Source organism: Streptomyces sp. NPDC031225, assembly GCF_055570355.1.
This window is the reverse complement of record NZ_JBVIHJ010000026.1, coordinates 42,371-64,600: the sequence shown is the minus strand read 5'-3', so window position 1 is coordinate 64,600 and position 22,230 is coordinate 42,371. Positions and strand designations below refer to the sequence as shown.

At 71.1% G+C, this 22,230-nt stretch carries 17 protein-coding genes and 1 other RNA gene; 7 read left to right on the top strand and 11 right to left on the bottom strand.

Annotated features, from left to right (window positions below):
* The first annotated feature begins 6 nt into the window (after positions 1 to 6).
* From ACZ48Z_RS35215 to ACZ48Z_RS35195, 5 genes are read left to right on the top strand one after another with little or no spacing between them, the layout of a single operon-like run.
* Complete coding sequence (locus tag ACZ48Z_RS35215; RefSeq protein ID WP_468739975.1) at positions 7 to 1,299, top strand: ABC transporter substrate-binding protein; 1,293 nt, start codon at positions 7 to 9, stop codon at positions 1,297 to 1,299.
* Positions 1,296 to 2,240, top strand: coding sequence for a carbohydrate ABC transporter permease (locus ACZ48Z_RS35210; RefSeq protein ID WP_468739974.1), 945 nt, complete (start codon positions 1,296 to 1,298; stop codon positions 2,238 to 2,240). The genes ACZ48Z_RS35215 and ACZ48Z_RS35210 overlap by 4 nt, the downstream gene beginning before the upstream one ends.
* A complete protein-coding gene (locus ACZ48Z_RS35205; RefSeq protein WP_468739973.1) occupies positions 2,237 to 3,061 on the top strand; it encodes a carbohydrate ABC transporter permease in 825 nt (274 codons plus the stop codon). Before ACZ48Z_RS35210 ends, ACZ48Z_RS35205 begins: the two co-directional genes overlap by 4 nt.
* Positions 3,062 to 3,071: 10 nt before the next feature.
* Entirely contained in the window at positions 3,072 to 5,321 is a 2,250-nt protein-coding gene (yicI, locus tag ACZ48Z_RS35200) for an alpha-xylosidase (RefSeq protein ID WP_468739972.1), read from the top strand.
* A complete protein-coding gene (locus ACZ48Z_RS35195) occupies positions 5,321 to 6,325 on the top strand; it encodes a LacI family DNA-binding transcriptional regulator (protein WP_468739971.1) in 1,005 nt (334 codons plus the stop codon). Before yicI ends, ACZ48Z_RS35195 begins: the two co-directional genes overlap by 1 nt.
* A gap of 3 nt (positions 6,326 to 6,328) precedes the next feature.
* Here ACZ48Z_RS35195 and ACZ48Z_RS35190 read toward each other — a convergent pair whose 3' ends face one another.
* The 7 genes from ACZ48Z_RS35190 to ftsE all read right to left on the bottom strand — a co-directional run bounded on the left by ACZ48Z_RS35190 (position 6,329) and on the right by ftsE (position 11,845).
* A complete protein-coding gene (locus tag ACZ48Z_RS35190; RefSeq protein ID WP_468739970.1) occupies positions 6,329 to 7,009 on the bottom strand; it encodes a hypothetical protein in 681 nt (226 codons plus the stop codon).
* Positions 7,010 to 7,061: 52 nt separating this feature from the next.
* A complete protein-coding gene (locus tag ACZ48Z_RS35185) occupies positions 7,062 to 7,664 on the bottom strand; it encodes a hypothetical protein (RefSeq protein WP_468739969.1) in 603 nt (200 codons plus the stop codon).
* Between the two features lie 105 nt (positions 7,665 to 7,769).
* Positions 7,770 to 8,156, bottom strand: a transfer-messenger RNA (tmRNA) gene (gene ssrA / locus ACZ48Z_RS35180).
* 126 nt (positions 8,157 to 8,282) lie between these two features.
* Positions 8,283 to 8,825: an SsrA-binding protein SmpB gene (gene smpB, locus ACZ48Z_RS35175; protein WP_468740058.1), complete on the bottom strand. Its 543-nt coding sequence runs from the start codon at positions 8,823 to 8,825 to the stop codon at positions 8,283 to 8,285.
* A 126-nt stretch (positions 8,826 to 8,951) separates the two neighbouring features.
* The gene (locus tag ACZ48Z_RS35170; protein WP_468739968.1) at positions 8,952 to 10,127 is read right to left on the bottom strand and encodes a S41 family peptidase; all 1,176 of its coding nucleotides are present in this window, start codon (positions 10,125 to 10,127) and stop codon (positions 8,952 to 8,954) included.
* 68 nt (positions 10,128 to 10,195) lie between these two features.
* Entirely contained in the window at positions 10,196 to 11,113 is a 918-nt protein-coding gene (ftsX, locus tag ACZ48Z_RS35165; RefSeq protein WP_468739967.1) for a permease-like cell division protein FtsX, read from the bottom strand.
* A gap of 42 nt (positions 11,114 to 11,155) precedes the next feature.
* Positions 11,156 to 11,845 (bottom strand): cell division ATP-binding protein FtsE, encoded by a 690-nt coding sequence (gene ftsE, locus ACZ48Z_RS35160; protein ID WP_468739966.1) that lies wholly within the window; start codon positions 11,843 to 11,845, stop codon positions 11,156 to 11,158.
* A 236-nt stretch (positions 11,846 to 12,081) separates the two neighbouring features.
* Here ftsE and ACZ48Z_RS35155 point away from each other — a divergent pair, with 236 nt between their 5' ends.
* Complete coding sequence (locus ACZ48Z_RS35155) at positions 12,082 to 12,273, top strand: hypothetical protein (protein ID WP_468739965.1); 192 nt, start codon at positions 12,082 to 12,084, stop codon at positions 12,271 to 12,273.
* Positions 12,274 to 12,378: 105 nt separating this feature from the next.
* Here ACZ48Z_RS35155 and ACZ48Z_RS35150 read toward each other — a convergent pair whose 3' ends face one another.
* The 4 genes from ACZ48Z_RS35150 to ACZ48Z_RS35135 form a co-directional block, all read right to left on the bottom strand.
* A complete protein-coding gene (locus tag ACZ48Z_RS35150) occupies positions 12,379 to 13,026 on the bottom strand; it encodes a hypothetical protein (protein ID WP_468739964.1) in 648 nt (215 codons plus the stop codon).
* 291 nt (positions 13,027 to 13,317) lie between these two features.
* Positions 13,318 to 14,424 carry a peptide chain release factor 2 gene (gene prfB, locus ACZ48Z_RS35145; protein WP_468739963.1) on the bottom strand — a complete coding sequence of 369 codons (1,107 nt, stop codon included), beginning with the start codon at positions 14,422 to 14,424 and terminating at the stop codon, positions 13,318 to 13,320.
* Positions 14,425 to 14,498: 74 nt separating this feature from the next.
* Positions 14,499 to 15,773 carry a serine/threonine-protein kinase gene (locus ACZ48Z_RS35140; RefSeq protein WP_468739962.1) on the bottom strand — a complete coding sequence of 425 codons (1,275 nt, stop codon included), beginning with the start codon at positions 15,771 to 15,773 and terminating at the stop codon, positions 14,499 to 14,501.
* Positions 15,774 to 15,878: 105 nt separating this feature from the next.
* Entirely contained in the window at positions 15,879 to 17,606 is a 1,728-nt protein-coding gene (locus ACZ48Z_RS35135) for a protein kinase domain-containing protein (RefSeq protein ID WP_468739961.1), read from the bottom strand.
* 331 nt (positions 17,607 to 17,937) lie between these two features.
* Here ACZ48Z_RS35135 and ACZ48Z_RS35130 point away from each other — a divergent pair, with 331 nt between their 5' ends.
* Positions 17,938 to 22,092, top strand: coding sequence for an FHA domain-containing protein (locus tag ACZ48Z_RS35130; RefSeq protein WP_468740057.1), 4,155 nt, complete (start codon positions 17,938 to 17,940; stop codon positions 22,090 to 22,092).
* The last annotated feature ends 138 nt before the right edge of the window (positions 22,093 to 22,230 follow it).

The following is a 22,230-nucleotide window of genomic DNA, read 5'->3' as shown; positions in this document are numbered from 1 at the left end:
TACGGGATGTTGACGGCACGACGGCGTGTGGTGGCGACCGCGGTGATCCTGACCGGATCGCTGCTGATGACCGCCTGCGGAGGCTCCGGCAGCGGGTCCTCCGACGCAAAGACGCTCAGGTTGTGGCACTACGAGAGCCCGACCAGCGCGATGGGCATCGCCTGGAACGAAGCGGTCAAGGAGTTCGAGGCCCGGCATCCGGGCGTGAAGGTGAAGTTCGAGGAGAAGAGCTTCGACCAGATGCAGAAGACCGCCCCGATGGTCCTCAACTCCTCTGACGCACCCGATGTCATGGAGTACAACAAGGGCAACGCGACCGCGGGCCTGCTCTCCAAGCAGGGCCTGCTCACCGATCTCACGGCGGAGGCGGCCAAGCACGGCTGGGACAAGAAGCTCAGCCCGAGCGTCCGCACCACCAGCCAGTACGACACCAACGGCGTGATGGGATCCGGCAAGTGGTACGGCATCCCCAACTACGCCGAGTACACGATGGTCTACTACAACAAGGACCTCTTCAAGAAGTACGGCATCGCCGAACCGAAGACCCTCGGCGAACTCACCGCCGCCATGGACAAGTTCGTCGCCGAGGGCATCACCCCGCTCGCCAACGGCGGCGCCGCCTACCCCGCCCAGCAGTACCTGTACCAGCTGGCGCTGTCGAAGGCCGACCGCTCCTGGGTCAACGCCTACCAGCTGTACAAGGGCAGAACGGACTTCCATGACGCGGCCTGGACGTACGGCGCCGAGACCTTCGCCGACTGGGTGAAGAAGGGCTACTTCAGCAAGGCCTCCAGCGGCCAGAACGAGGAGGCCGCCGGCGTCTCCTTCACCTCGGGCAAGACACCGATCCTGTTCTCCGGCAGCTGGTGGTACGGCCGCTTCACGACGGACAACAAGTTCGACTGGGGCACCTTCCGCTGGCCCGGCTCGAAGCTGACCCTCGGCTCGGGCGGCAACCTCTGGGTCGTACCGCAGAGTTCGAAGAACAAGGACCTCGCCTACGACTTCATCGACATCACCATGTCGGAGAAGATCCAGAACCTGCTGGGCAACTCCGGCGGAGTCCCGGTCGCGGCCGACGCCGCCGCCATCACCGATCCCCGGTCGAAGACCCTGATCGACGACTTCAACACCCTTTCCAAGGACGACGGCCTGGCGTTCTACCCCGACTGGCCGGTCCCCGGTTTCTACGACGTCCTCGTCTCCGGAACCCAGAAGCTGATCAACGGCAGCGACAAGCCGGACGGATACCTCAGCGATCTGCAGGAGGCCTACGACAAGGGCGCGCCGAAGCAATGACGGTGACCGTCGAACGGGGTGCGCGGGCGGTCGGCAAGGGTGACGCCGCCCGGCCCCCGCGCCGCCCCCGTGACTCCTACGCCCTCTTCCTGCTCCCGGGCGCCCTCGCCTTCCTCGCGGTCATCGTCCTGCCGTTCGCGATGAACACGTACGTGAGCTTCACCGACTGGCAGGGCGTGGGCTCCCCGGAGTGGTCGGGGCTCGCCAACTACCGCGCGCTGATGGACGATTCGGAGTTCTGGGCGTCCTTCAGGCACAGCCTGTTCATGGTCGTGGCGATGGCGGCGGTCCCGACCGCCGTCGGGCTCGTCCTCGCCGCCGCCCTGTTCGACTTCGTCGGCAAGCACTTCGGCAGCCGGATCGCCGCCGTCCTGCGCGCCTGCTTCTACCTCCCCCAGGTCCTGCCGATCGCGGTCGCCGGCATCGTCTGGAGCTGGATCCTCGCCCCGGACAACGGCTCGCTGAACGCCCTGCTCAAGGCGATCGGCCTCGGCTCCTGGCAGCAGGACTGGCTGGGCGATCCCGACCTCGCCCTCTACAGCGTCATGGGCGTGATGGTCTGGGTCCAACTCGGCTTCCCGCTGGTCATCTTCATGGCGGGCCTGCAACGCGCCGATCCCCAACTGGCCGAGGCCGCCGAGCTGGACGGCGCCGGCTGGTGGCGCCGCTTCTGGCACATCACGCTGCCGCAGATCCGCCCGGAGATCTACGTCGTCCTGACCTGGTGCTCGATCGCCGCACTGAAGGTGTTCGGCGCGGTGTACGTCCTGACCAAGGGCGGGCCGGGCGGCGCCACGAACGTCCCCTCCTACTTCTCCTTCGCCACGTTCTTCGAGAAGACGCAGGTCGGCTACGGCGCCGCGATCTCCACCGTGCTGACGGTGATCATCCTCGCGCTCTCCCTGATCGGTCTGCGGCTCCAGGAGAGGACCGGGTCATGACTGCCGCCCTGCGCCGCTACCCGGTGCTGATCGCCCTGTGCCTCGCGGCCCTGTTCATGGTCGTGCCGTTCCTGATCGTCACGGTCAACGCCTTCAAGTCCCCCGCGGAGTACGCCCAGCACGGCCCGCTCAGCCTCCCCGACGGCCTCTACACGGACGGCATCAAGGACTTCTGGGAGCGCGTCGACTTCGGGCAGAAGCTCGTCAACTCGGTGCTGATCAGCGGCTCGGTGGCGGTACTCGCCGTCGTCCTGTCCATCCTCAACGCCTACGCGATCGGCATCGGCCGGATCAAGGGCCGCACCTGGGTGCTCGCCTTCTTCGTCCTCGCGAACATGCTGCCGCAGGAGGCGCTGGTCTACCCGGTCTACTACCTGAGCAAGGAGGCCGGCCTCTACGACACCCGGCTCAGCGTGATCATCGTGTTCACGGTGATCCAGACGGCCTTCGGTACGTATCTGCTCTCCGCGGTGCTCGGCGAGTTCCCCCGCGAGATCCTCGAAGCGGCCCGGATCGACGGCGCAGGCAAGTGGCAGGTCCTGTGGCGGATCGTCGTACCCGTCAGCCGCCCCACCCTCGGGGTGCTGCTGGTCTTCTTCTTCATCTGGACCTGGAACGAGTTCCTGCTCCCCCTGGTCATGCTGATCTCCAACGACAACCAGACGGTGTCCGTGGCCCTCGGTGTCCTGCAGGGCCAGCGCCTGATGGACGCCACGATGACCAACGCCGCCGCCCTGCTCGGCGTGCTCCCCGCGATCGTCTTCTTCCTCGTCTTCCAGCGAACCCTCACCCGCGGCATCGCCGTGGGTGCCGTCAAATAAGGACCCCCACATGAAATTCACCGACGGCTACTGGCTGCTGCGGGAGGGCGTCACCGCGGACCATCCGGCCGTGGTCCACGAGGTCGTCGCGTCGGGCGGCGGGCTCGACATCCACGCGCCGTCCCAGCCCATCCGCCACCGCGGCGACCTGCTGAAGGGACCGGTCGTGACCATCAGCGCCCACGCCCCCATACCCGACGTCATCGGCATCACCTTCACCCACTTCGAGGGCGAGCAGCCGGACAGCCCCGAATTCGACCTCACCAAAGAGGAGTTCACCCCCCACGCCGGGTCCGACGAGGAGTACGCGACCCTCACCTCCGGCTCCCTGTCGGTCCGGTTCGCCCGCTCGGGCCCCTGGCAGGTCGACTTCCTCGCCGACGGCCGGGTCCTCACCAGCAGCGGCACCAAGAACATGGGCATCATGCGGGACGCGACCGGCGCGCACTACCTGCGGGAGCAGCTCGGTCTCACAGTCGGCACCTCCGTGTACGGCCTGGGCGAACGCTTCGGACCGCTGGTCAAGAACGGCCAGGTCGTCGACATCTGGAACGCCGACGGCGGCACCGCCACCGAACAGGCCTACAAGAACGTCCCGTTCTACCTGACGGACGCGGGCTACGGCGTCTTCGTCGACCACCCGGGCAAGGTCTCCTTCGAGGTCGGCTCGGAGGCCGTCTCACGCGTCCAGTTCAGCGCGGAGACCCAGGAGTTGACGTACTACGTCATCCACGGCCCCTCCCCCAAGGAGATCATCCGCAAGTACACGGCCCTCACCGGCCGCCCGGCCCTCCCGCCCGCCTGGTCGTTCGGGCTGTGGCTGTCGACGTCCTTCACGACGTCGTACGACGAGGAGACCGTGACGTCCTTCATCGACGGCATGCGGGAGCGCGAACTCCCTCTCTCTGTCTTCCACTTCGACTGCTTCTGGATGCGCGAGTTCAACTGGTGCGACTTCCAGTGGGACCCGCGGGTCTTCCCCGACCCGGAGGGCATGCTCGCGCGGCTGCACGCGCGGGGCCTCAGGGTCTCCGCGTGGATCAACCCGTACATCGCCCAGAGATCGCCCCTGTTCGCGGAGGGCAAGACCCTCGGCCACCTCCTCAAGCGCCCCGACGGCAGCGTCTGGCAGTGGGACCTGTGGCAACCGGGCATGGCCCTGGTCGACTTCACCAGTCCGGCCGCCCGCGACTGGTACGCGGCCAAACTGGAGGCGCTCCTCGCGCAGGGCGTGGACTGCTTCAAGACCGACTTCGGTGAGCGGGTGCCGCTGGACGTGGAGTGGTCCGACGGCTCCGACCCGGAGCGGATGCACAACTACTACACCTACCTCTACAACCAGACCGTCTTCGACGTGCTGCGCAAACACCGCGGCGAGCAGGAGGCGGTGGTGTTCGCCCGCTCGGCGACCGCGGGCAGCCAGAAGTTCCCGGTGCACTGGGGCGGCGACTGCGAGGCGACCTACGAGTCGATGGCCGAGTCCCTGCGCGGCGGCCTCTCCCTCGGCCTGTCCGGCTTCGGCTTCTGGAGCCACGACATCGGCGGCTTCGAGGGCACCCCGACACCCGCCCTGTTCAAGCGCTGGCTGGCCTTCGGCATGCTGTCCTCCCACAGCCGCCTGCACGGCAGCTCGTCCTACCGGGTGCCGTGGCTGTTCGACGAGGAGTCCGTCGACGTGCTGCGGCACTTCACGCGCCTCAAGCTGTCGCTCATGCCGTATCTCTACGAGGCCGCGCGCACCGCCCACACCGAGGGCGTGCCGGTGATGCGCGCGATGGTCCTGGAGTTCCCGGACGACCCCGGGTGCGCGCATCTGGAGCGGCAGTACATGCTCGGCCCCGACCTGCTGGTGGCCCCGGTGTTCAACGACGAGGGCGAGGTCTCCTACTACGTCCCCGAGGGCACCTGGACCCACTTCGTGACCGGCGAGACGGTGACCGGGCCGCGCTGGGTGCGCGAGAAGCACGACTTCCTCAGCGTGCCGCTGCTGGTCAGGCCGGGTGCCGTGGTCCCGGTCGGCGCGGTGGACGACCGGCCCGACTACGACCACGCCGACGGGGTGACCCTGCGGGCGTACGGTCTCGCGCGGGGCGAGCAGGTCACGGTGCGGGTCGGCGAGGTCGCCTTCACCGTCGTACGCGAGGGGGACACGCTGCGGGCGTCCTGCACCGACCCGTCGGCGCCCTGGGGTCTCGCCGCGGGTGGACGCGAGGCGCGGGCGCGGGCCGGGACCGGGTTCCTCTCCCTGGAGCTGGGCTGATGGCGAAGATCACCGATGTGGCGCGGCGGGCCGGGGTCTCCCCCAGCACCGTCTCCTACGTCCTCAGCGGGAAGCGCCCGATCTCCGAGGAGACCCGGCAGCGGGTCGAGGCGGCCATCCGCGAGCTGGGCTACCGCCCGCACGCGGGTGCCCGCGCCCTGGCCGGCAGACGGTCCAACGTCCTGGCACTGGTCGTGCCGCTGCGGTCCGGGATCCACGTCCCGACGGTGATGCAGTTCGCGGTGTCGGTGGTGACGACGGCCCGGCGGTACGACCACGACGTGCTGCTGCTGACCCAGGAGGAGGGCGAGGACGGACTGAGCCGGGTCGCGGACACGGCACTGGTCGACGCGCTGATCGTGATGGACGTCCAACTGGACGATCCCCGGCTGCCGTTGCTGCGGTCACTGGACCTGCCGTCCGTGCTGATCGGCTTCCCCGCCTCCTCGGAGGGCCTGACCTGCGTCGACCTCGACTTCAGGGCGGCGGGCGAGGCGTGCGTGGAACACCTGGCGCGCCTGGGCCACCGCTCGGTGGCCCTGATCGGCTCCCCGCCGGAGGTCTACGTCCGTCGCACCGCGTTCGCCGAGCGCGTGGTCCAGGGTTTCACGGCCGCCGCCGACCGCGGCGGGATGTCGTCGGCCGTCCACCCCTGCGAACCCGGCGGGGCCCGCGCACTCGCCGAGCAACTGCTGCGCGAGCAACCGGCGTTGACGGGCGTGGTCGTCCACAACGAGGCCCTGCTGGAGCCCTTGGTCGACGCCTTCGGGCACCTCGGCCTGCGCGTCCCGGCCGACCTGTCCGTCACCGCGATCTGCCCCGACGAACTGGCGGCCTCGGTCCGCGTCCCGGTCACCTCGGTCTCGCTGCCGGCCGCGGAGGTGGGCGAGCGGGCGGTGGAGCTCCTCATGAAGAAGCTGGCCGGGACGGCCGTACCAGAGTCGACCCTGCTGGCGCCGAGGATGACGGAACGGGCGAGTACGGCGGCGCGGACGCTCGTGTAAAAGTCAGATCCCGTCGAAGGTGACGCTCCGCCCGGGGCCGAGCTCGCCGGCGAGGCGTGCGGTGAGCAGCTCGCCCTCGTGGCGGAGACGGTCGTAGGTGTCGGTCAGGCGGGCGTCGTCGCGGTCGCGGAGCCAGGTGTCCATGGCCGCCTTGACGTCCGCCGCCCACTGGTTCAGACCGGCGACCAGTTCATGGGAGAGGTGCAGTGCGGCGGCGGGGTCGTCCGGGGCGAAGTTTCCGAAGCCCTCGGCGCCCAGCGGGTACGCCCCGTACTCGCCCACGACCCGGAGGTCGAGCGGGTGCGGCGGGGTGCCGTGGGCGTCGGGGGTCCAGTGGAGGCGGTCGCAGCCCCAGCACACGTACTTCGTCGTCCGGTGCCGTTCGTCCTCGTACCGGACGGCCCACTCGGGCCCGAGCCGCCCGGCCACCGCACGGGCCAGCTCCAGACCCCGGGCGACGTGCCGGCGCAGCTCGGGGCGGGAGGCGAACCCGGTGGCGGGACGGGCCCGGGACCAGTCCGTCAGGCGCTGCCGCAGGTCGCCGGGCAGGCCGAGGGCGGCATCGTCGACCGGGAGGGCGATCAGGGTCTCGGCGGCGGGCCGCCCGTCCTGGAGGGACGCCGTCGTCAGCAGCGGTCCCCGACCGTCCGCCGCGCTCACCAGAACCCGCCGTACCCCGCTCACACCGATACCTCCCTCGGTCCGTGCTCCAGCAGCCCGGCGCCCGACCGTACTTCTAGTCGTCGGCCACCAGGTACTCGACGGCCGGCACCACGAACTCGCCGTAGTGGAGCGCCGATCCGATGCCCTCCAGCCGCTTGTACTGGTCCTCGGACAGCGACACGCCGGGCGTGTATTCAAGGACTCTCAGCAGCACCCGCAACGCCAGGTCCGGAGTGCAGAGGTGAGCGCAGTCGACGAGGGCCCGGCGTACCTCGTCGGTCAGGCACTCCAGCTGCTCGATCTCGGCGACGACCGCGTCCCGGTGGGCGAGGCCGTCCTCGGTGTCGGCTCCGGCGAGCGGCGGTGCCTGCGCTCTCGCGGACAGCCGGGCGTCGCACACGTCGACGACCGTCCGCGTCCACTCGGCCCCCGTGGTCCGCAGGAAGCTCGGGCCGTACTGCGATCCGGCCGTCCACAGCGTCTCCAGCGTCCGGGACGGGAGGCCGCCGAGGAGCGTCAGGGCATCACGGCGCACGGCGAGGGTTCCTGCGGCATCCTCTTCCGGCAGCCCCCGTGCGACCAGTTCGGCGACCGTGTCCGCCTCGTAGCACCAGTCCTGATGGAAGCGACTCATCACCCACGGGACACCGAAGTCGAATTCGGTGAAGCGCTGCACAGCGGCCGCCTCCTTGAAGCACACATGAAGTCCGGGCAAGACAAAGGCCCCGCCGCTCGAAGCGACAGGGCCTTTGCCAACATGGGGTTGCCTCCCGGAAGAGGCGAGTGGAGATGGCGGGAATCGAACCCGCGTCCAACGGTGCAGAATCAGGGCTTCTCCGTGTGCAGTTCGCTGTGATTTTCTCGGCCCCGGCGATCACGCGAACAAGTCGCCGACGGGCCCAGTCACTGTTTGATTTCCCATCGAACCCCGTGACCGGGCTCGATGGTTTAGTTCCCTAGATTATGCCAGGGTCCGGGTCGGGAACACTCCCGGGCTGACACCCATTAGGGCCTTCACTCACTGCTTATTAGGCAGCGAGGGCGAAGGCGTGGGAATCGCGCTTGGAATTGGCGATTATTGGTTGCGACATATGGTTAACGAGATCATTGCCGCTTCCTCGACACGCTTCACCTGCTTCAACAGCCGCTGTCGAAACCGATCATCCCCATGTTTTTCCGCTATTGAGTTGTGTACTGCCAATCACTCACCGGTAGCGGCCGGTGTTGACACCATCGTACGTGACCAACGCCCGCCGATGCCACCGTATTCCCGGCGGCCTCCGGCGGCCTCGCCCTACTGGCCCCGCTGCTTCCTCTTGGCCGCCGCGATCGCCCGGTCCGACTCCCGCCGGTCCTGCTGCTCCCGCAGCGTCTGCCGCTTGTCGTACTCCTTCTTGCCTCGCGCGAGGGCGATCTCGGCCTTGGCCCGGCCGTTGAGGAAGTACAGGGCGAGCGGCACGATCGTGTGGCCCGTCTCCTGGATCTTCGACGCCAGCTTGTCGATCTCCTCCCGGTGCAGCAGCAGCTTGCGCTTGCGGCGGGCGGAGTGGTTGGTCCAACTGCCCTGGTGGTACTCCGGGATGTGGGCGTTGTGCAGCCATGCCTCGCCCCGATCGATCTGGACGAAACCGTCGGTCAGCGAGGTCCGCCCCTCACGCAGCGACTTGACCTCGGTACCGGTGAGGACCAGTCCGGCCTCGTAGGTGTCGACGATCGCGTAGTCGTGCCGGGCCTTCTTGTTCTGGGCGACCAGCTTCCGCTTGCCGCCCTTCTCGCCGTCCTGGGCCTTACCGCCCCCGCCACCCTGCTTCGGCTGGGACTCCTTCGGTACGTACATTCCCTTGCTCATAGTGCTGACCATTTTCGCACTACGAGGGGGCATGGAGACCAGTGCTTATCGACGCACGGCCTTCAGCGGTGCAGGGTGTGCCGAGACACGGCCCCGCCGCGCGGGCGCGACCTCTCAGTCGCCCAGCCCTCCGAGCACCGTCTCCGCCTGCTGAAGGGCCCCCGAGTCGGCCTCGAGGTCCGGCGTGATCCCCCGCCCGTCGACACCTCGCCCCGACGGAGTCCGGTAGTGCCCGACGGTCAGCTCGGCGACCGACCCGTCCGGCAGCCGGCTGGGCATCTGCACCGACCCCTTGCCGAAGGTCCGGGACCCCACGACCACCGCGCGCCCACGGTCCTGCAGCGCCCCGGTGAGAAGCTCCGCCGCGCTCATCGTCCCGCCGTCGACGAGGGCGACCAGCGCCCTGGTCGTGTCCCCGCCCGGCTCGGCGTGCAGCGCCTGCTGCTCCCCTTCGACGTCGTACGTGGCGACCAGCCCCCCGTCGAGGAAGGCGGACGCGGTGGTGACGGCCTCGGTGACCAGACCGCCGGAGTTCCCGCGCAGGTCGAGGACGATCCCGCCGTCGGCCGGAGCCTCCCGCACGGCGTCGCGGACCCGGTCCCCGACCCCCTTGGTGAACGAGCCGATCTTGATGACGGTGATCCCGCCGGCGAGTTCTCGAACGGTGACCGAGTCCGTGGACAGCCGAGCACGCCGCACGGTCTGCGTCCACGCGTGCGTGCCGCGTTGCAGGCCGAGCCGGACCGCCGTACCGGCCGCCGCGTCCGTGGCGTCACCGCGCAGTAAGGAGACCACGTCGGTGACCGGCTGCCCGTCGACCTTCTCCCCGTCGACGCTGCGCAGCCGGTCGCCCTTGCGGATCCCGGCGGCGGCCGCGGGCGACCGGGAGCTCACCTTGGTCACTTCGATACGGCCGTCCCGCTCACGCCGTGCCCAGAGGCCGACGCCGGTGTACTCGCCGTCGAGGGCCTCCTCGAACTCCTCGTACTCACCCCGGGAGTAGACGGCCCCCCAACGGTCCCCGCTGCGGCTGACGGCACGCTCGGCGGCCTCCATGGGCGACTTGCCGTCGGCCAGGGCCGCCTCCGCCGCCGCGGCCACGTCCTCGTGACGATCCCTGACGGGAGCGGCCGAACGGGCCGCGTCCGAGGAGGATTTCCGGTCGCCTCGGTCGGTCTCGGGGAAGGAGCCGGTCGCCGCGCCGGCCACCAGGACACTCGCGAAAACCAATGTCAGGGCCGCCCCGCGGCGGATGCGGCGGGGCTGGCAGAACAGGTCTCGGCCCGACATGCCGGTGAGTCTAGGACAACGCAAGAGGGCCGCACGGCCGGTTGACCGTACGGCCCTCTTGGCGTGTGTCACACCTTCAGGTACTTGCGCAGCGCGAAGAACGCGGCCAACGCGGGCATCAGCACGCTCGCTGCGAGGATGAGCGGCAGCTTCGTCAGTACGGCGTCCCAGCCCAGGAAGTTGATCAGGTTGAGCTTCGTGGCCAGGGCCATGCCGTGGTCGATGGTGAAGTACCGGCCGACGACCAGGAAGACACAGGCGAGCCCGCCGCCGATCGCACCGGCGACGGCGGCCTCCATGATGAACGGCGCCTGGATGTAGAACCCGGACGCGCCCACGAGTCTCATGATCCCGGTCTCCCGCCGACGGCTGAACGCCGAGACACGCACCGTGTTGACGATCAGCAGCAGGGCGACGATCAGCATGAGCGCCATGACACCGAGCGCCGCCCGGTTCATGAGGTTCAGCAGCTCGAAGAGGTTGTCCAGGATGCCCTTCTGGTCCTGCACGGACTGCACACCGTCACGCCCGTTGAAGGCGGTGGCGATGACCTGGTACTTCTCCGGGTCCTTCAGCTTGATCCGGTACGACTCCTGCATCTGGTCCGGCGTGAGGGAGGCGGCCAGCGGGGAGTCGCCGAACTGCTCCTTGTAGTGCTTGTACGCCTCGTCCTGGGACTCGTGGATGACCGTCTCGACGACCGACATCTTCTTGAGGTCGGAGAGGATGTCCTTCTCCTGGTCCTCGGTGACCGCGCCCTTGGCGCAGTTGGGGTCCGACTCGGCGTCGCTCTTGTTGCAGAGGAAGATCGAGACGTTGACCTTGTCGTACCAGTAGCCCTTCATGGCGCCGACCTGGTCGCTCATCAGGAGCGATCCGCCGAACAGGGCGAGCGACAGGGCGACGGAGACGATGACGGCGAACGTCATCGTCAGGTTGCGACGGAGACCGACACCGATCTCGGAGAGTACGAACTGGGCGCGCATGGCGTCTTCTTCAGGCCTTTCCGTGGACTCGACGAACGGCGGTCAGTGCTGGTAGCCGTAGACACCGCGTGCCTGGTCACGGACGAGGCGGCCCTGCTCCAGCTCGATGACGCGCTTGCGCATCTGGTCCACGATGTTCTGGTCGTGCGTCGCCATCAGCACGGTGGTGCCCGTCCGGTTGATGCGGTCGAGCAGCTTCATGATGCCGACGGAGGTCTGCGGGTCGAGGTTGCCGGTGGGCTCGTCGGCGATCAGCAGCTTGGGCCGGTTCACGAAGGCCCGCGCGATGGCCACGCGCTGCTGCTCACCGCCGGACAGTTCGCCCGGCATACGGTCCTCCTTGCCGCCGAGCCCGACGAGGTCGAGCACCTGCGGCACGGCCTTGCGGATCTCGCCGCGCGGCTTGCCGATGACCTCCTGCGCGAAGGCGACGTTCTCGGCGACGGTCTTGTTCGGCAGGAGCCGGAAGTCCTGGAACACCGTCCCAAGCTGGCGGCGCATCTGCGGCACCTTCCAGTTGGACAGGCGCGCGAGGTCCTTGCCCAGAACGTGCACCTGCCCCTGGCTGGTGCGCTCCTCGCGAAGCACCAGCCGCAGGAAGGTGGACTTTCCGGAGCCGGAGGACCCCACGAGGAACACGAACTCGCCCTTCTCCACTTCCAGGGACACATCCCTGAGTGCGGGGCGGGTCTGCTTGGGGTAGACCTTGGATACGTTGTCGAATCGGATCACGGATGCACCACGGTAGGCCGGGGGTAGATGAGCGTGACCATACGCGAACCGGGTGCGGCGGCGCAGGCACCGGTTGGGGTTGCGCATCGGATGGGCGGTTTTGTGCCCACCTGGAAGCCCACGCTCTGGAAGCGCACAGGCAGCGCCCGGAGGAACCTGGCACAGTGGAGAAGGGAACGTTCCGAGACCCGTGAGCGTTCTCCTGTACGGAACCGCCGGCAAGAAGGGTGACGCGCATGACGTACGACCGCCTGGTGTGCGCAAACTGCGCTTCGCCCGTGAGTGAGGGCCGGTGCCATGTGTGCCGCGCGAACCGCGAGCGGCTGCAGCAGGAAAACCTCTTCGCGGGCCTGAACCCGATGGCTCTGATCTCCCTGCTCGCGATCCTGATCGCGGCCTTCGCACTGCTGGCTCACCAGACCGCCTGATGGCGGCCCCAAGGACATACGAAGGGCCCGGAGCGAGGTCGCTCCGGGCCCTTCGTCGTACAGCATGCGCACATCAGGCTGATGCGCGGCTACCGGGAGTCACCTTCAGGCGACAGCGCCACCGCGGCCGCTCGCGAGGCGCGGCAGGATACGGAAGCCGATGCCACCGGCGATCATCGTCGCGGCACCGATGACCAGGAAGGTGGTCTGGCCGGCGCCGGTCTCGGCGAGCTGAGCGCCGCCCTTGCCCTGGGCCGCGGTGTCCGTGCCGGTGTCGGTGAGGGCCGAGGAGCCCTCCTCCTGGGCGGAGGTGCCGGAGCCACCGTCGGGGTCGGCGTTGTTGCCGCCACCGGTGGAGCCGGTACCGGTGCCCGAGCCGTCGGTCGGGTCGTCGGTCGGGTCCTCCGTGGGCTCGGTGGGGTCCTCGGTGGGCTCGGTCGGGTCGTCGGTGACCGGCGGCGTGGTCACCGGGTCGGTCGGGATCTCCGGGTCGGTCGGGGTCCCCGGGTCGGTCGGGGTGCCCGGGTCGGTCGGGTCGTTGGGTACGGTCGGGATGCCCGGGTCGGTCGGGGTGCCCGGGTCGGTCGGGTCGTCGCCGAGGCCGGTGTCGACGTTCACGCCGACACCGCTGTCGTCCACGCTCACGCCGATCTCCAGCGCGGATGCGGCGCCGGCAGCGGTCAGCGAGGCGCCGGCCGCGATTACGGCACCGGCGGCTATGCGCGCGATCCGGATGCGCGTCTTCTTCGTCATGTGGTTGCTACCCCCAGTAGCTCATCGTCAATGAGGCGGCGCTCGGGGCCGTGATCGACGGGGGAAGGTAGCTCTACTCAAGTCCCCCGGTTCACATGCGCCCCAGAGATACGCATGCCACGCTTTACCTTTCCCATTTTTCAAAGCATCGTCAAGGCCGTTGCGCGCGCGATGTCCGGGTAAGCGGTCTTTGCCGGGGAAAGCGGTCTGTGAGTGTGATGTAAAACCCAGACATAAAGCAAACTGCCGCCCGATGGGCGGCAGTTGCAGGACGTTGTCAAGTCGACAAAGTTACTTCTCCTGCTGCTTGCGCCAGCGAATTCCGGCCTCCAGGAAGCCGTCGATCTCGCCGTTGAAAACAGCCTCGGGGTTGCCGACCTCGAACTCGGTGCGCAGGTCCTTGACCATCTGGTACGGGTGCAGGACGTACGAACGCATCTGGTTGCCCCAGGAGTTGCCGCCGTCGCCCTTGAGGGCGTCCATCTTGGCCTGCTCCTCCTGGCGGCGCCGGTCGAGCAGCTTGGCCTGCAGGACGTTCATCGCGGACGCCTTGTTCTGGATCTGCGACCGCTCGTTCTGGCAGGAGACGACGATGCCGGTGGGCAGGTGGGTGAGGCGCACCGCGGAGTCGGTGGTGTTCACGCCCTGGCCGCCGGGACCGGAGGAGCGGTACACGTCGATCCGCAGCTCGGACTCGTCGATCTCGATGTGGTCGGTCTTCTCGACCACGGGGAGGATCTCGACGCCCGCGAAGGAGGTCTGCCGGCGCCCCTGGTTGTCGAACGGGGAGATCCGCACGAGCCGGTGCGTGCCCTGCTCGACGGAGAGCGTGCCGTAGGCGTACGGGATCTGGACGGCGAAGGTGGTGGACTTGATGCCCGCCTCCTCCGCGTACGAGGTCTCGTAGATCTCCGTCTTGTAGCCGTGCTGTTCGGCCCAGCGCAGGTACATGCGCTGGAGCTTCTCCGCGAAGTCGGCGGCGTCGACGCCACCGGCCTCGGCGCGGATGTTGACCAGCGCCTCACGGGAGTCGTACTCGCCGGACAGGAGGGTGCGGACCTCCAGCTCGTCCAGCGCCTTCTTCACCGAGGTGAGCTCCGCCTCCGCCTCCGCGCGGGTGTCGGGGTCGTCCTCCTCCTCGGCCATGTCGAAGAGCACGGACAGATCGTCGATCCGCCCGCGCAGCACGTCCGCCTTCCTGACCTCGGCCTGGAGGTGGGACAGCTTGCTGGTGATCTTCTGCGCCTCGTCCGGGTTGTCCCACAGGGACGGCGCGGCCGCCTGCTCCTCGAGCACGGCGATGTCTGCCCTCAGCTTGTCGAGGTCCAGAACGGCCTCGATCGACTCCATGGTCGAGGAGAGGGACTTGAGCTCTTCGGATACATCGACGACTGCCACGCCCTCCAGCCTAACGGCTGTGGCAACCGACCTCGTCCGGCGTCCACCTCACCGGGGCCGGCGCCCCGGCCCGCTCACGGCGAAGCCGGCGCCGAGTTCTTCGTGTCCTGCGGCGACGCCCCCGCGTCGTCCCCGGACGTGGCCGCCCACACCCCGGCCCCCGCCGCGGCCACCAGCACCAACGCGGCGGCCCCGACGGCCAGCCTGCGCCGCCGTGTGGTCGCCCGGTGCCGGGCGGATCCCGGCCGGGGTGCTCCGGCGGGCCGCGGCACCCGGGCCGTCCCGCGCGCACCCCCGGCCAGCTCGTCCGGCCCCGGCACCCTCATCGACGTGTGCGTGTCCCGGTTGGAGTCGGCCGGCTTCGCTCCCGGCACCAACGGCACCGCTCCCCGCCGCACCGGGCGCCCGGAGGACACCGCCCCCTCCGCCGAGGCCGAACCCGGGCCCGAGGCCGGTCCGGTGTCCTCCTCGTCCTGCCCTTCCTCCAGCTCCGCGTCCGGTTCGTCCACGTCCAGCGGCGGCATCCCGGCCAGCAGCGGCAGCAGCTCCCGCAACCGCGCCCCCAGCTCGGACGCCCGCAGCCGCGAGGCCGGCGCCTTCGCCAGGCACTGCACCATCAGCTGCCACAGTTCGTCGGGGATCCCCGGAAGCGGAACCACCGTCTCCGTCACATGCCGTCGCAGCACCGCTCCCGGGTGGCCGCCCCCGAACGGCGTGAACCCGGCCAGCAGCTCGTACAGGACGGTCGCGAGGGCGTAGATGTCCACGGACGCCCGCGGCGGCAGGCCCTCGACGATCTCCGGCGCCAGATAGTCCGGCGTGCCGATGATCTTCGTGGCCCGGGTCCTTCGCGGCGAGTCGATGAGCTTCGCGACGCCGAAGTCGGTCAGCAGAGCCGGGTGCGAGCCCCCGGGCCCCAGCGGCCCCTGCATGTCCAGCAGGACGTTCTCCGGCTTCACGTCCCGGTGCACGACCCCGGCCGCGTGCGCGGCCGCCAGCCCGTCCGCGACATCGGCCACGATCGCCGCCGCCGCCTCGGGCGCGAGCCGCTTCTCACGGTCGAGCCGGGTGCGCAGGTCGGTGCCCCGGACCAGGTCCATGACGAGCGCGAGGTCGTTGCCGTCGACCACGAGGTCGCGTACGGAGACCACGTTCGGATGCTCCAGGCCGAGCAGCGCCGTGCGCTCCTGCACGAAGCGGCCGACGAGTTCCTGGTCGGACGCGAGATCCTCGCGCAGCAGCTTGACGGCGACGGGCCCCTCGGGTCCCTCGCCCAGCCACACCGTGCCGGCGCTGCCCCGCCCCAGGATCTGGTTGGCGGTGTACCGGCTGCCGATCTTCCGTGCCAAGACTGCTCCTACAGACGCGTGTTGTCGCTAAAGCTACGCGCCGGAAGAGCCAACCTTCACCGCGGAGACGGAAATCACCCGCTGGGTGTCGACAAATCTCCAGAGTTACTGCTGACCTGAGGAGTTACCGCCCAGATCGCCGATCCATCCGCTCACCGTGTCGATGATGTCGCCGAGCTGCTGCCAGTAGCTCTTGCCGGTGCCGATCCACTCCTGGAGCGGGCTCAGCTCCCAGATCAGCCAGCTCGCCACGAACAGGATGACGATCGTGAAAAGGCAGCCCTTGAGACAGCCCAGACCCGGGATCTTCATCGGGTTGGCGCTGCGCTGCCGCGGCTGCCTGGGCTCCCGCGCGGGCCGCTCGGCCTGCGGCGGGGGCGCGTACCGCTGCGGCTGCTGTTGCGGCTGCGGGGCGTACTGCTGGGGCTGTTGCTGCTGACGGCCGCGACCGCCCTGCGGGGGGCGCTGCTGAGGCCGTTGCTGCTGCGGCTGCTGTTGCTGGGGCCGCTGCTGCGGCCTGGGGGCCTGCCGCTGCGGGCGGCGACGCAGCGGGTCCTCGCTGGGGTCGAGGTACTGGACCTGCGTCTGTTCGTTGCGGTCCCGGGCCGCGCGCAGCTGGTTCTGCCAGGGGTGCGGATCCTCGGGCCCACCGGGCTGCTGCCCCTGCCGGCCCTGCTGTCCGTACGGTCCTTGCTGCCCGTACTGACCCGGCTGCCCGGGCGGGACCGGCGGCATGACGGCGGTCGGGTCGGCCGCGCCCCGGTTCGTCGGGAGTACGGCGGTGGGGTCGGCGGCGCCCGCGTTCCCTGGGCCGGTGTGCGGGAGGAAGCTGGTCGCGGCGTTCGGGTCGAAGGTGCCCGCGCCGTGCGGCAGGACCTGTGTCGGGTCGGCGGCACCGGGCACGTCCGGGACGGCCGCCGGGGCGGGGTCGGGCAGGAGCAGCGCGCCGACGTTCTCCGCCGCGGCGATCTGCGCGGAGTTCGCGTGCACGCTGACGCCCTCGGCGACGACCCGCAGACCGCGCGCGAGGTTCTCCGCACTGGGACGCCGGTCCGGGTTCTTGCTCAGACAGCGCTCGATGACCGTCCACAGCGGGTCGGGGACCGTGGAGGGGCGGCGCGGCTCGGCGCTCAGGTGCTGGTGGAGCACCTCCAGGGCGGAGCCGCCGGCGAACGGCGGACGGCCCGTGACCAGTTCGTACAGCAGGATGCCGGCGCCGTAGATGTCCACCGCGGAGGTCTGCGGGCGGCCCTCGGCGGACTCCGGAGCAACGTACGCGGGCGTGCCGACGAATTCGTGGGTCCGGGTCAGGCCCGGGGAGTCCGCGAGACGCGCGATGCCGAAGTCCGTCAGGAGGGGGTGCATCTGGCCGCCGTACTGCCGCAGCAGCACGTTGGCGGGCTTGAGGTCGCGGTGGACCACGCCGTCGGCGTGGCTGGCGGCGAGCGCATCGGCGATCTGGGCGGTGAGCAGGGCGGCGCCGACGGGGCTGAAGGGGCCGTTCTCACGCAGGTAGCGGTGCAGGTCGGGGCCCTCGACGAGGTCCATGACCAGTGCGAGCAGATCGCCTTCGACGACCAGGTCGCGCACCCGCACGATGTTCGGGTGGGTCAGCCGCAACAGGACGGAGCGCTCGCGAAGGAACCGCATCACGATGTCCGGGTCGCTCGCGAGCTCCTCCTTGAGGACCTTGATCGCGACGGTCTCGCCGGGCTGCCCGGCCACAGCGGCCTCGGCGCCCGCGGTCTCCCGCTGGCGAGCACGCCAGACGGTCCCCGTGGCACCGCGTCCGAGCGGCTCCTCGAGGAAGTACTTGCTGCCTACCGGCCGCACGTCATGCACTCCCTGCTGCTGGCTGTCGTTCCGATCCACTGTAGTGCCGCTCTCCAAGGCACTACGTATGCGTTGCCCGGCACGTTCGAAGGGAAGACGCTCCGTCCGGGTCTCGCGGTTGCCAGGCGTTGACGTGACCGATCTCAAGTGATCATCGGCGCTGCACTGGTCAGGCACTTTTAGGGGCAGAGCTGACCAATCAAGATCACTTGCCCTCGGGCGGCGGGCGCGTTGTCAGTGGCAGGTGCGAGGATGCCTTCCGTCAAGGCCGACGAACTTGGGCGCGTGCTTGTGCGCGAACTTGTCCGCGCAGAAGGGACCGCTGACGGCGATGCAGATCCGGCTGACCGTCGTAGACCCGCTGGGCCCGCCCGACCGTGCCCGGAGCCGCGCCGCGAGCTGCGACGTGCTGGTCACGGCTCCCGTCGGCACAGCGTTGGCCGCGGTGGCGGCGGCACTCGCCTCGGCGGTCCCGGGGGACGCGAGCGCCTCCCGCGCGAGCGAGGCCGAGCGCGGCGGAGGCCCGGTCGTGCTGTACGCGGACGGCGAGCGGCTCGACACCCAGCGCGCCACTCTGGGCGAGCCCCCGCTGGTCGACGGCGCCGTGCTGTCCCTGGGCGCCCCCGCCGCCCCCGAACCCCACCCCGAGCTCGACGACGCCCCGACCCAGCTCCATGTGGTCGCCGGCCCCGACGCCGGCGGCGTCCACCTGCTGCACGGCGGCCAGATCCACATCGGCCGCTCCGCCGACGCCGACGTCCCGCTGGACGACCCCGACGTCTCCCGCCTCCACTGCGCGGTCACGGTCGCCGGCGACGGCCGCGTCTCGGTGGCCGACCTCACCTCCACGAACGGCACGCTCCTGGACGGCACCCGCGTGGGCACCCGCCCGGTGCGGTTCCCTCCGGGGGCCCTCCTGAGGATCGGCGAGTCGGTACTCCGGCTGGCGCCGAGCGGGGGCTCCCGGCTGGAGACGGAACCGGACGGCGAGGGGCATGTGCGGGTGGCTCCCGGCGACACCGGGGGAACCGCGACCGCGCAGGGCGGCGAGGGAGACGGACAGCGCCAGGGGCGCGGGGCGCCGGGAAGCACGGGGGAGAGCGGCGAGGGCCGCCACGCGCCGGGCGGGGGCGGCCGGGGACGCAGGGTGTCGGGAGGCGCTCCGGCAGGGACCGGGGCCGGCCGCAGGACCACACCGGGGGTGACCTCGGGCTCGGGGTCGGCCACGGACGCCGGATCGGGCTCGGGTGCCCGGTCGGCTTCGGGCACTGTGCCGGGCCACGGCAGCGGGTCGGGCTCGGGTGCCGGGCGGGACACGGGAACCAGGTCGGCCTCGGGCGCCGCATCAGGCCCGGGCAGCGAATCCGCGACCACCTCCGACGCCGGGACGACCCCGGGTTCCGGCTCGGCACGCGCGCGTGGGGCCCGTGACGGCGGCGTCGTCCCGCCCCCGCCGCCCGCCGACCGGACCCACCACACGTACGGCTCGGCCGGCTGGGGCGCGTCCGGCGGGGGCCCCGGGATCGCGGGAGCGCAGGGCCACGGCCCCGTCGGGTCGCCGGTCGTCGTGCCGGGTCAGGGCGGTGCGCCCCGGATCGAGAACCGGGGTGGCGGTGGCACCCACCGGGACGCGACCGGAGTGACCACTGACGGAGGCGAAACCGGGCGGGGTGCGAACGGCACGGCCACCGGCGACGGACGTCCGGACCGCGGGCGCGGCCCCGGCCCTGTCGGGGACACACACGGTGGCCGGTCCGGGATCGGCTCCTTCGACGCACCTCGCACACCCGCCGCCCCCTCGTCCTCCTCGTCCTCCTCGCCTTCGGTGGCCCCCCAGGACGCGCCCTCCGCTCCCGACGACGGAGCCCCGGACGCCCCCGGAACCGCCCGCCGCAAAGGCACGCCCCTGCGCGGAACCGACGTACCGCAGGGCGTACGTCGGCGCGGGGGGCTGTCCGCGTGGGCGCGGCGGCTGGCCGGGGGACGGGGCGAGCAGGAGGCGACCGGGCAGGAGGCGGCCGACGAGAAGCCGGCGCCCCCGGTCCCGGCTCCGCCGACCGCCGCGGCCCAGATGCCCGAGGTCTGGCCGGACCCCGCGGCTCTGCTGCTGACAGCGCTGGGTCCGGGCGCACGCCTGTGGGAGCGCGGGCCGGGGCATCCCGAGGCGCTCACCGTGCGGCTCGGCACCGCCGACCGCGCGGCACCCGACGGGACGGGGCTGTTGCCGGCCGTTCCCGTCACCGCGGATCTGCGCGAGGCAGGGGCACTGGGGCTCGCCGGTCCCCGCGCGCGGCTGGCGGGGCTGGCCCGCGCGGTGGTGGCCCAGCTCGCCGCCCTGCACGCGCCCGAGACCCTGGAGATCGTGCTGATCAGCGCGGACCGCGCCCGTCCCGCGCAGGAGCGCACCGCCGAGTGGTCCTGGCTTGGCTGGCTCCCGCATGTCCGTCCGGGCCACGGCCAGGACTGCCGGCTCCTCCTGGCCCACGACCGCGAACAGGCCGCGGCCCGCACCGACGAACTCCTCCGGCGCCTGGACGACCACCTGACCGACGCGAAGACCGCACCGGCCCACAGGACGATCCCGGCGGCCCGCTCCGCCACCTCGCAGGACGACGTCCCGCGGGGCGCCGCCCGTCGCCCTTCCTGGGCCCAGGAGGACGCCGAGGACGAGAAGAGCGGCGGTTTCCCGGGGCCGTACACCGTGGTCGTCGTGGACGGCGACCCCGGTGGCGCGGACCTGCGCAAGGCGGTGGCACGGCTGGCGGCGGAGGGTCCCCGGGCCGGCATCCACGTCGTGTGCCTGGCCGAGACCGCCCCGGCCTCCCCGGCGTCCCCGGTGACGGACACATACGAAGCGGCGTGTGCGGCGGCCCCGACGTTCCGCGAGTGCGGCGCGGTCGGCCTGCTCAGCGGGGACGTGGCGACGGCACTGCGGCTGATGCGGGTGGCGAGGGCGGGAGTTCCCGCGAGCACGGGCACCGGTGACGGCGGGTCCGCGAGTGCGAGCGAGGACGCCAGAACGTACGGCGGCGGACCGGACCCGGCGGCATCGCGCCCCCGCTCCCGTCACACAGGCTCCGAGACCACCCACACCGTGCCCCGTCCCGTGGCGGCCGCCTCCCCCGCCGACGCGTCCCGCACCGCCGTGGAGACCGGGCACCCCGCCCCCACTCCCGTCGGACACGGCACGGTGGCCGCCGTGGACGCCGTCTCCGCGCCCTGGGCCGAGCGGTTCGCGCGTGCGCTGGCGCCGTTGCGCACGGACGGGGCCGCCGACGGGCGGCACGCGCGTGTGTCGTCGCCGTTGCCCCGCGCGGCGCGGCTGCTGGACGAGTTGGGGCTGGCCAGGGCCACCCCGCCGTCGCTGATGACGCGCTGGGCGGACGCGGCCGACGATCCGGAGTCGCTGGGCGGCCGTGCCTGGGCGGTGCTCGGGGCCGGCCCGCGCGGGCCGGTCTGCGCCGACCTGGTGGCCGAGGGCCCGCATCTGCTGATCGAGGGCCCCGCGGGCAGCGGCCGTACGGAACTGCTGCGGGCCGCCGTCGCCTCGCTGGCGGCGGCCGAGCGGCCGGACCGCCTCAGTGTCGTCCTGGTCGACGGCCGGGACAGCGTGGGCGCGGCCGGCGGCCACGGCGAGGGCCTGCGCGTGTGCACGGACGTGCCGCACGTGACCACTCACCTCACCGCCAACGACCCGGTCCGCATGCGGGAGTTCGCCCAGTCCCTGAGCGCCGAGCTGAAGCGGCGCGCGGAGCTGCTCGGCCGCTCCGACTTCGCGGAGTGGCACACCGGCCGGGAGCTGTCGGGCCGTATGGTCGCCCAGCGCTCGGCGGCCCCCCGGGGCACCACCGGCTCCTCCGGCACCACACGCACGTCCGGCGACCCGGCCACCGGTGACCTCGACTCCCCGCCCAGCTCGACGACGATCCGGCTGCGTCCGGCGGCGGCCCGTCGGCAGACGGAGGCGGCGCCCCCGCTCCCCCGGCTGGTGGTGGTCGTGGACGACCTGGACGCCCTGGTCTCGCCGCCCCTCGGCTCCCCCGGCCGGCCGGCCGCGGGCTCGGTCATACGCGCGCTGGAGGCGGTTGCCCGCGAGGGCGAGCGTCTGGGCGTCCATCTGGTGGCCGCGACGGGACCGGACGGCCGTACGGCGGAGTCGGAACCGGCCCGCCGGGCCACGCTCCGCGTCACCCTGGACGCCCCGGCCACCGGGCCGGACGAACCGTCCCCGGGCCGCGGCCGTCTGACCTGGTCCGACGGCCGGGTCACGGCCTTCCAGGCGGGCCGGGTCACGGGCCGTATCCCCCGTACGGCGACCCTCCGCCCCACGGTCGTCCCCCTGGAGTGGGAGCGCATGGGCGACCCGCCGGCGCGCCGCCCGGTCCGGGAGCTGGGCAACGGCCCGACGGATCTTGCTCTGCTCGCCAGCGCATTGGAACGCGCAGCGAGGGAAGTCGCAGCGACAGAGGTGCCGTCACTGCTCTAGCCGAACCGGCAGTACCTCCTCAGTCGTGTGCCATAACGCCCCCGCACTGGTCACGAGGCAGCAACGATCTCCTGCTTGACAGCGGACGCGCACTTGCCGACCCCGTTCTCCCGGCGTAGACCAGTTCGCACGGGACAC

Bases quoted from the DNA above. Each gene is read 5' to 3' on its own strand.
- ACZ48Z_RS35150 (WP_468739964.1), bottom strand. From the start codon at position 13,026: ATGACGAAGAAGACGCGCATCCGGATCGCGCGCATAGCCGCCGGTGCC.
- ACZ48Z_RS35130 (WP_468740057.1), top strand. From the start codon at position 17,938: ATGCAGATCCGGCTGACCGTCGTAGACCCGCTGGGCCCGCCCGACCGT.
- ACZ48Z_RS35195 (WP_468739971.1), top strand. From the start codon at position 5,321: ATGGCGAAGATCACCGATGTGGCGCGGCGGGCCGGGGTCTCCCCCAGC.
- ftsX (WP_468739967.1), bottom strand. From the start codon at position 11,113: ATGCGCGCCCAGTTCGTACTCTCCGAGATCGGTGTCGGTCTCCGTCGC.
- ACZ48Z_RS35170 (WP_468739968.1), bottom strand. From the start codon at position 10,127: ATGTCGGGCCGAGACCTGTTCTGCCAGCCCCGCCGCATCCGCCGCGGG.
- smpB (WP_468740058.1), bottom strand. From the start codon at position 8,825: ATGTACGTACCGAAGGAGTCCCAGCCGAAGCAGGGTGGCGGGGGCGGT.
- ACZ48Z_RS35215 (WP_468739975.1), top strand. From the start codon at position 7: ATGTTGACGGCACGACGGCGTGTGGTGGCGACCGCGGTGATCCTGACC.
- ACZ48Z_RS35205 (WP_468739973.1), top strand. From the start codon at position 2,237: ATGACTGCCGCCCTGCGCCGCTACCCGGTGCTGATCGCCCTGTGCCTC.
- ACZ48Z_RS35210 (WP_468739974.1), top strand. From the start codon at position 1,296: ATGACGGTGACCGTCGAACGGGGTGCGCGGGCGGTCGGCAAGGGTGAC.
- yicI (WP_468739972.1), top strand. From the start codon at position 3,072: ATGAAATTCACCGACGGCTACTGGCTGCTGCGGGAGGGCGTCACCGCG.
- ACZ48Z_RS35155 (WP_468739965.1), top strand. From the start codon at position 12,082: ATGACGTACGACCGCCTGGTGTGCGCAAACTGCGCTTCGCCCGTGAGT.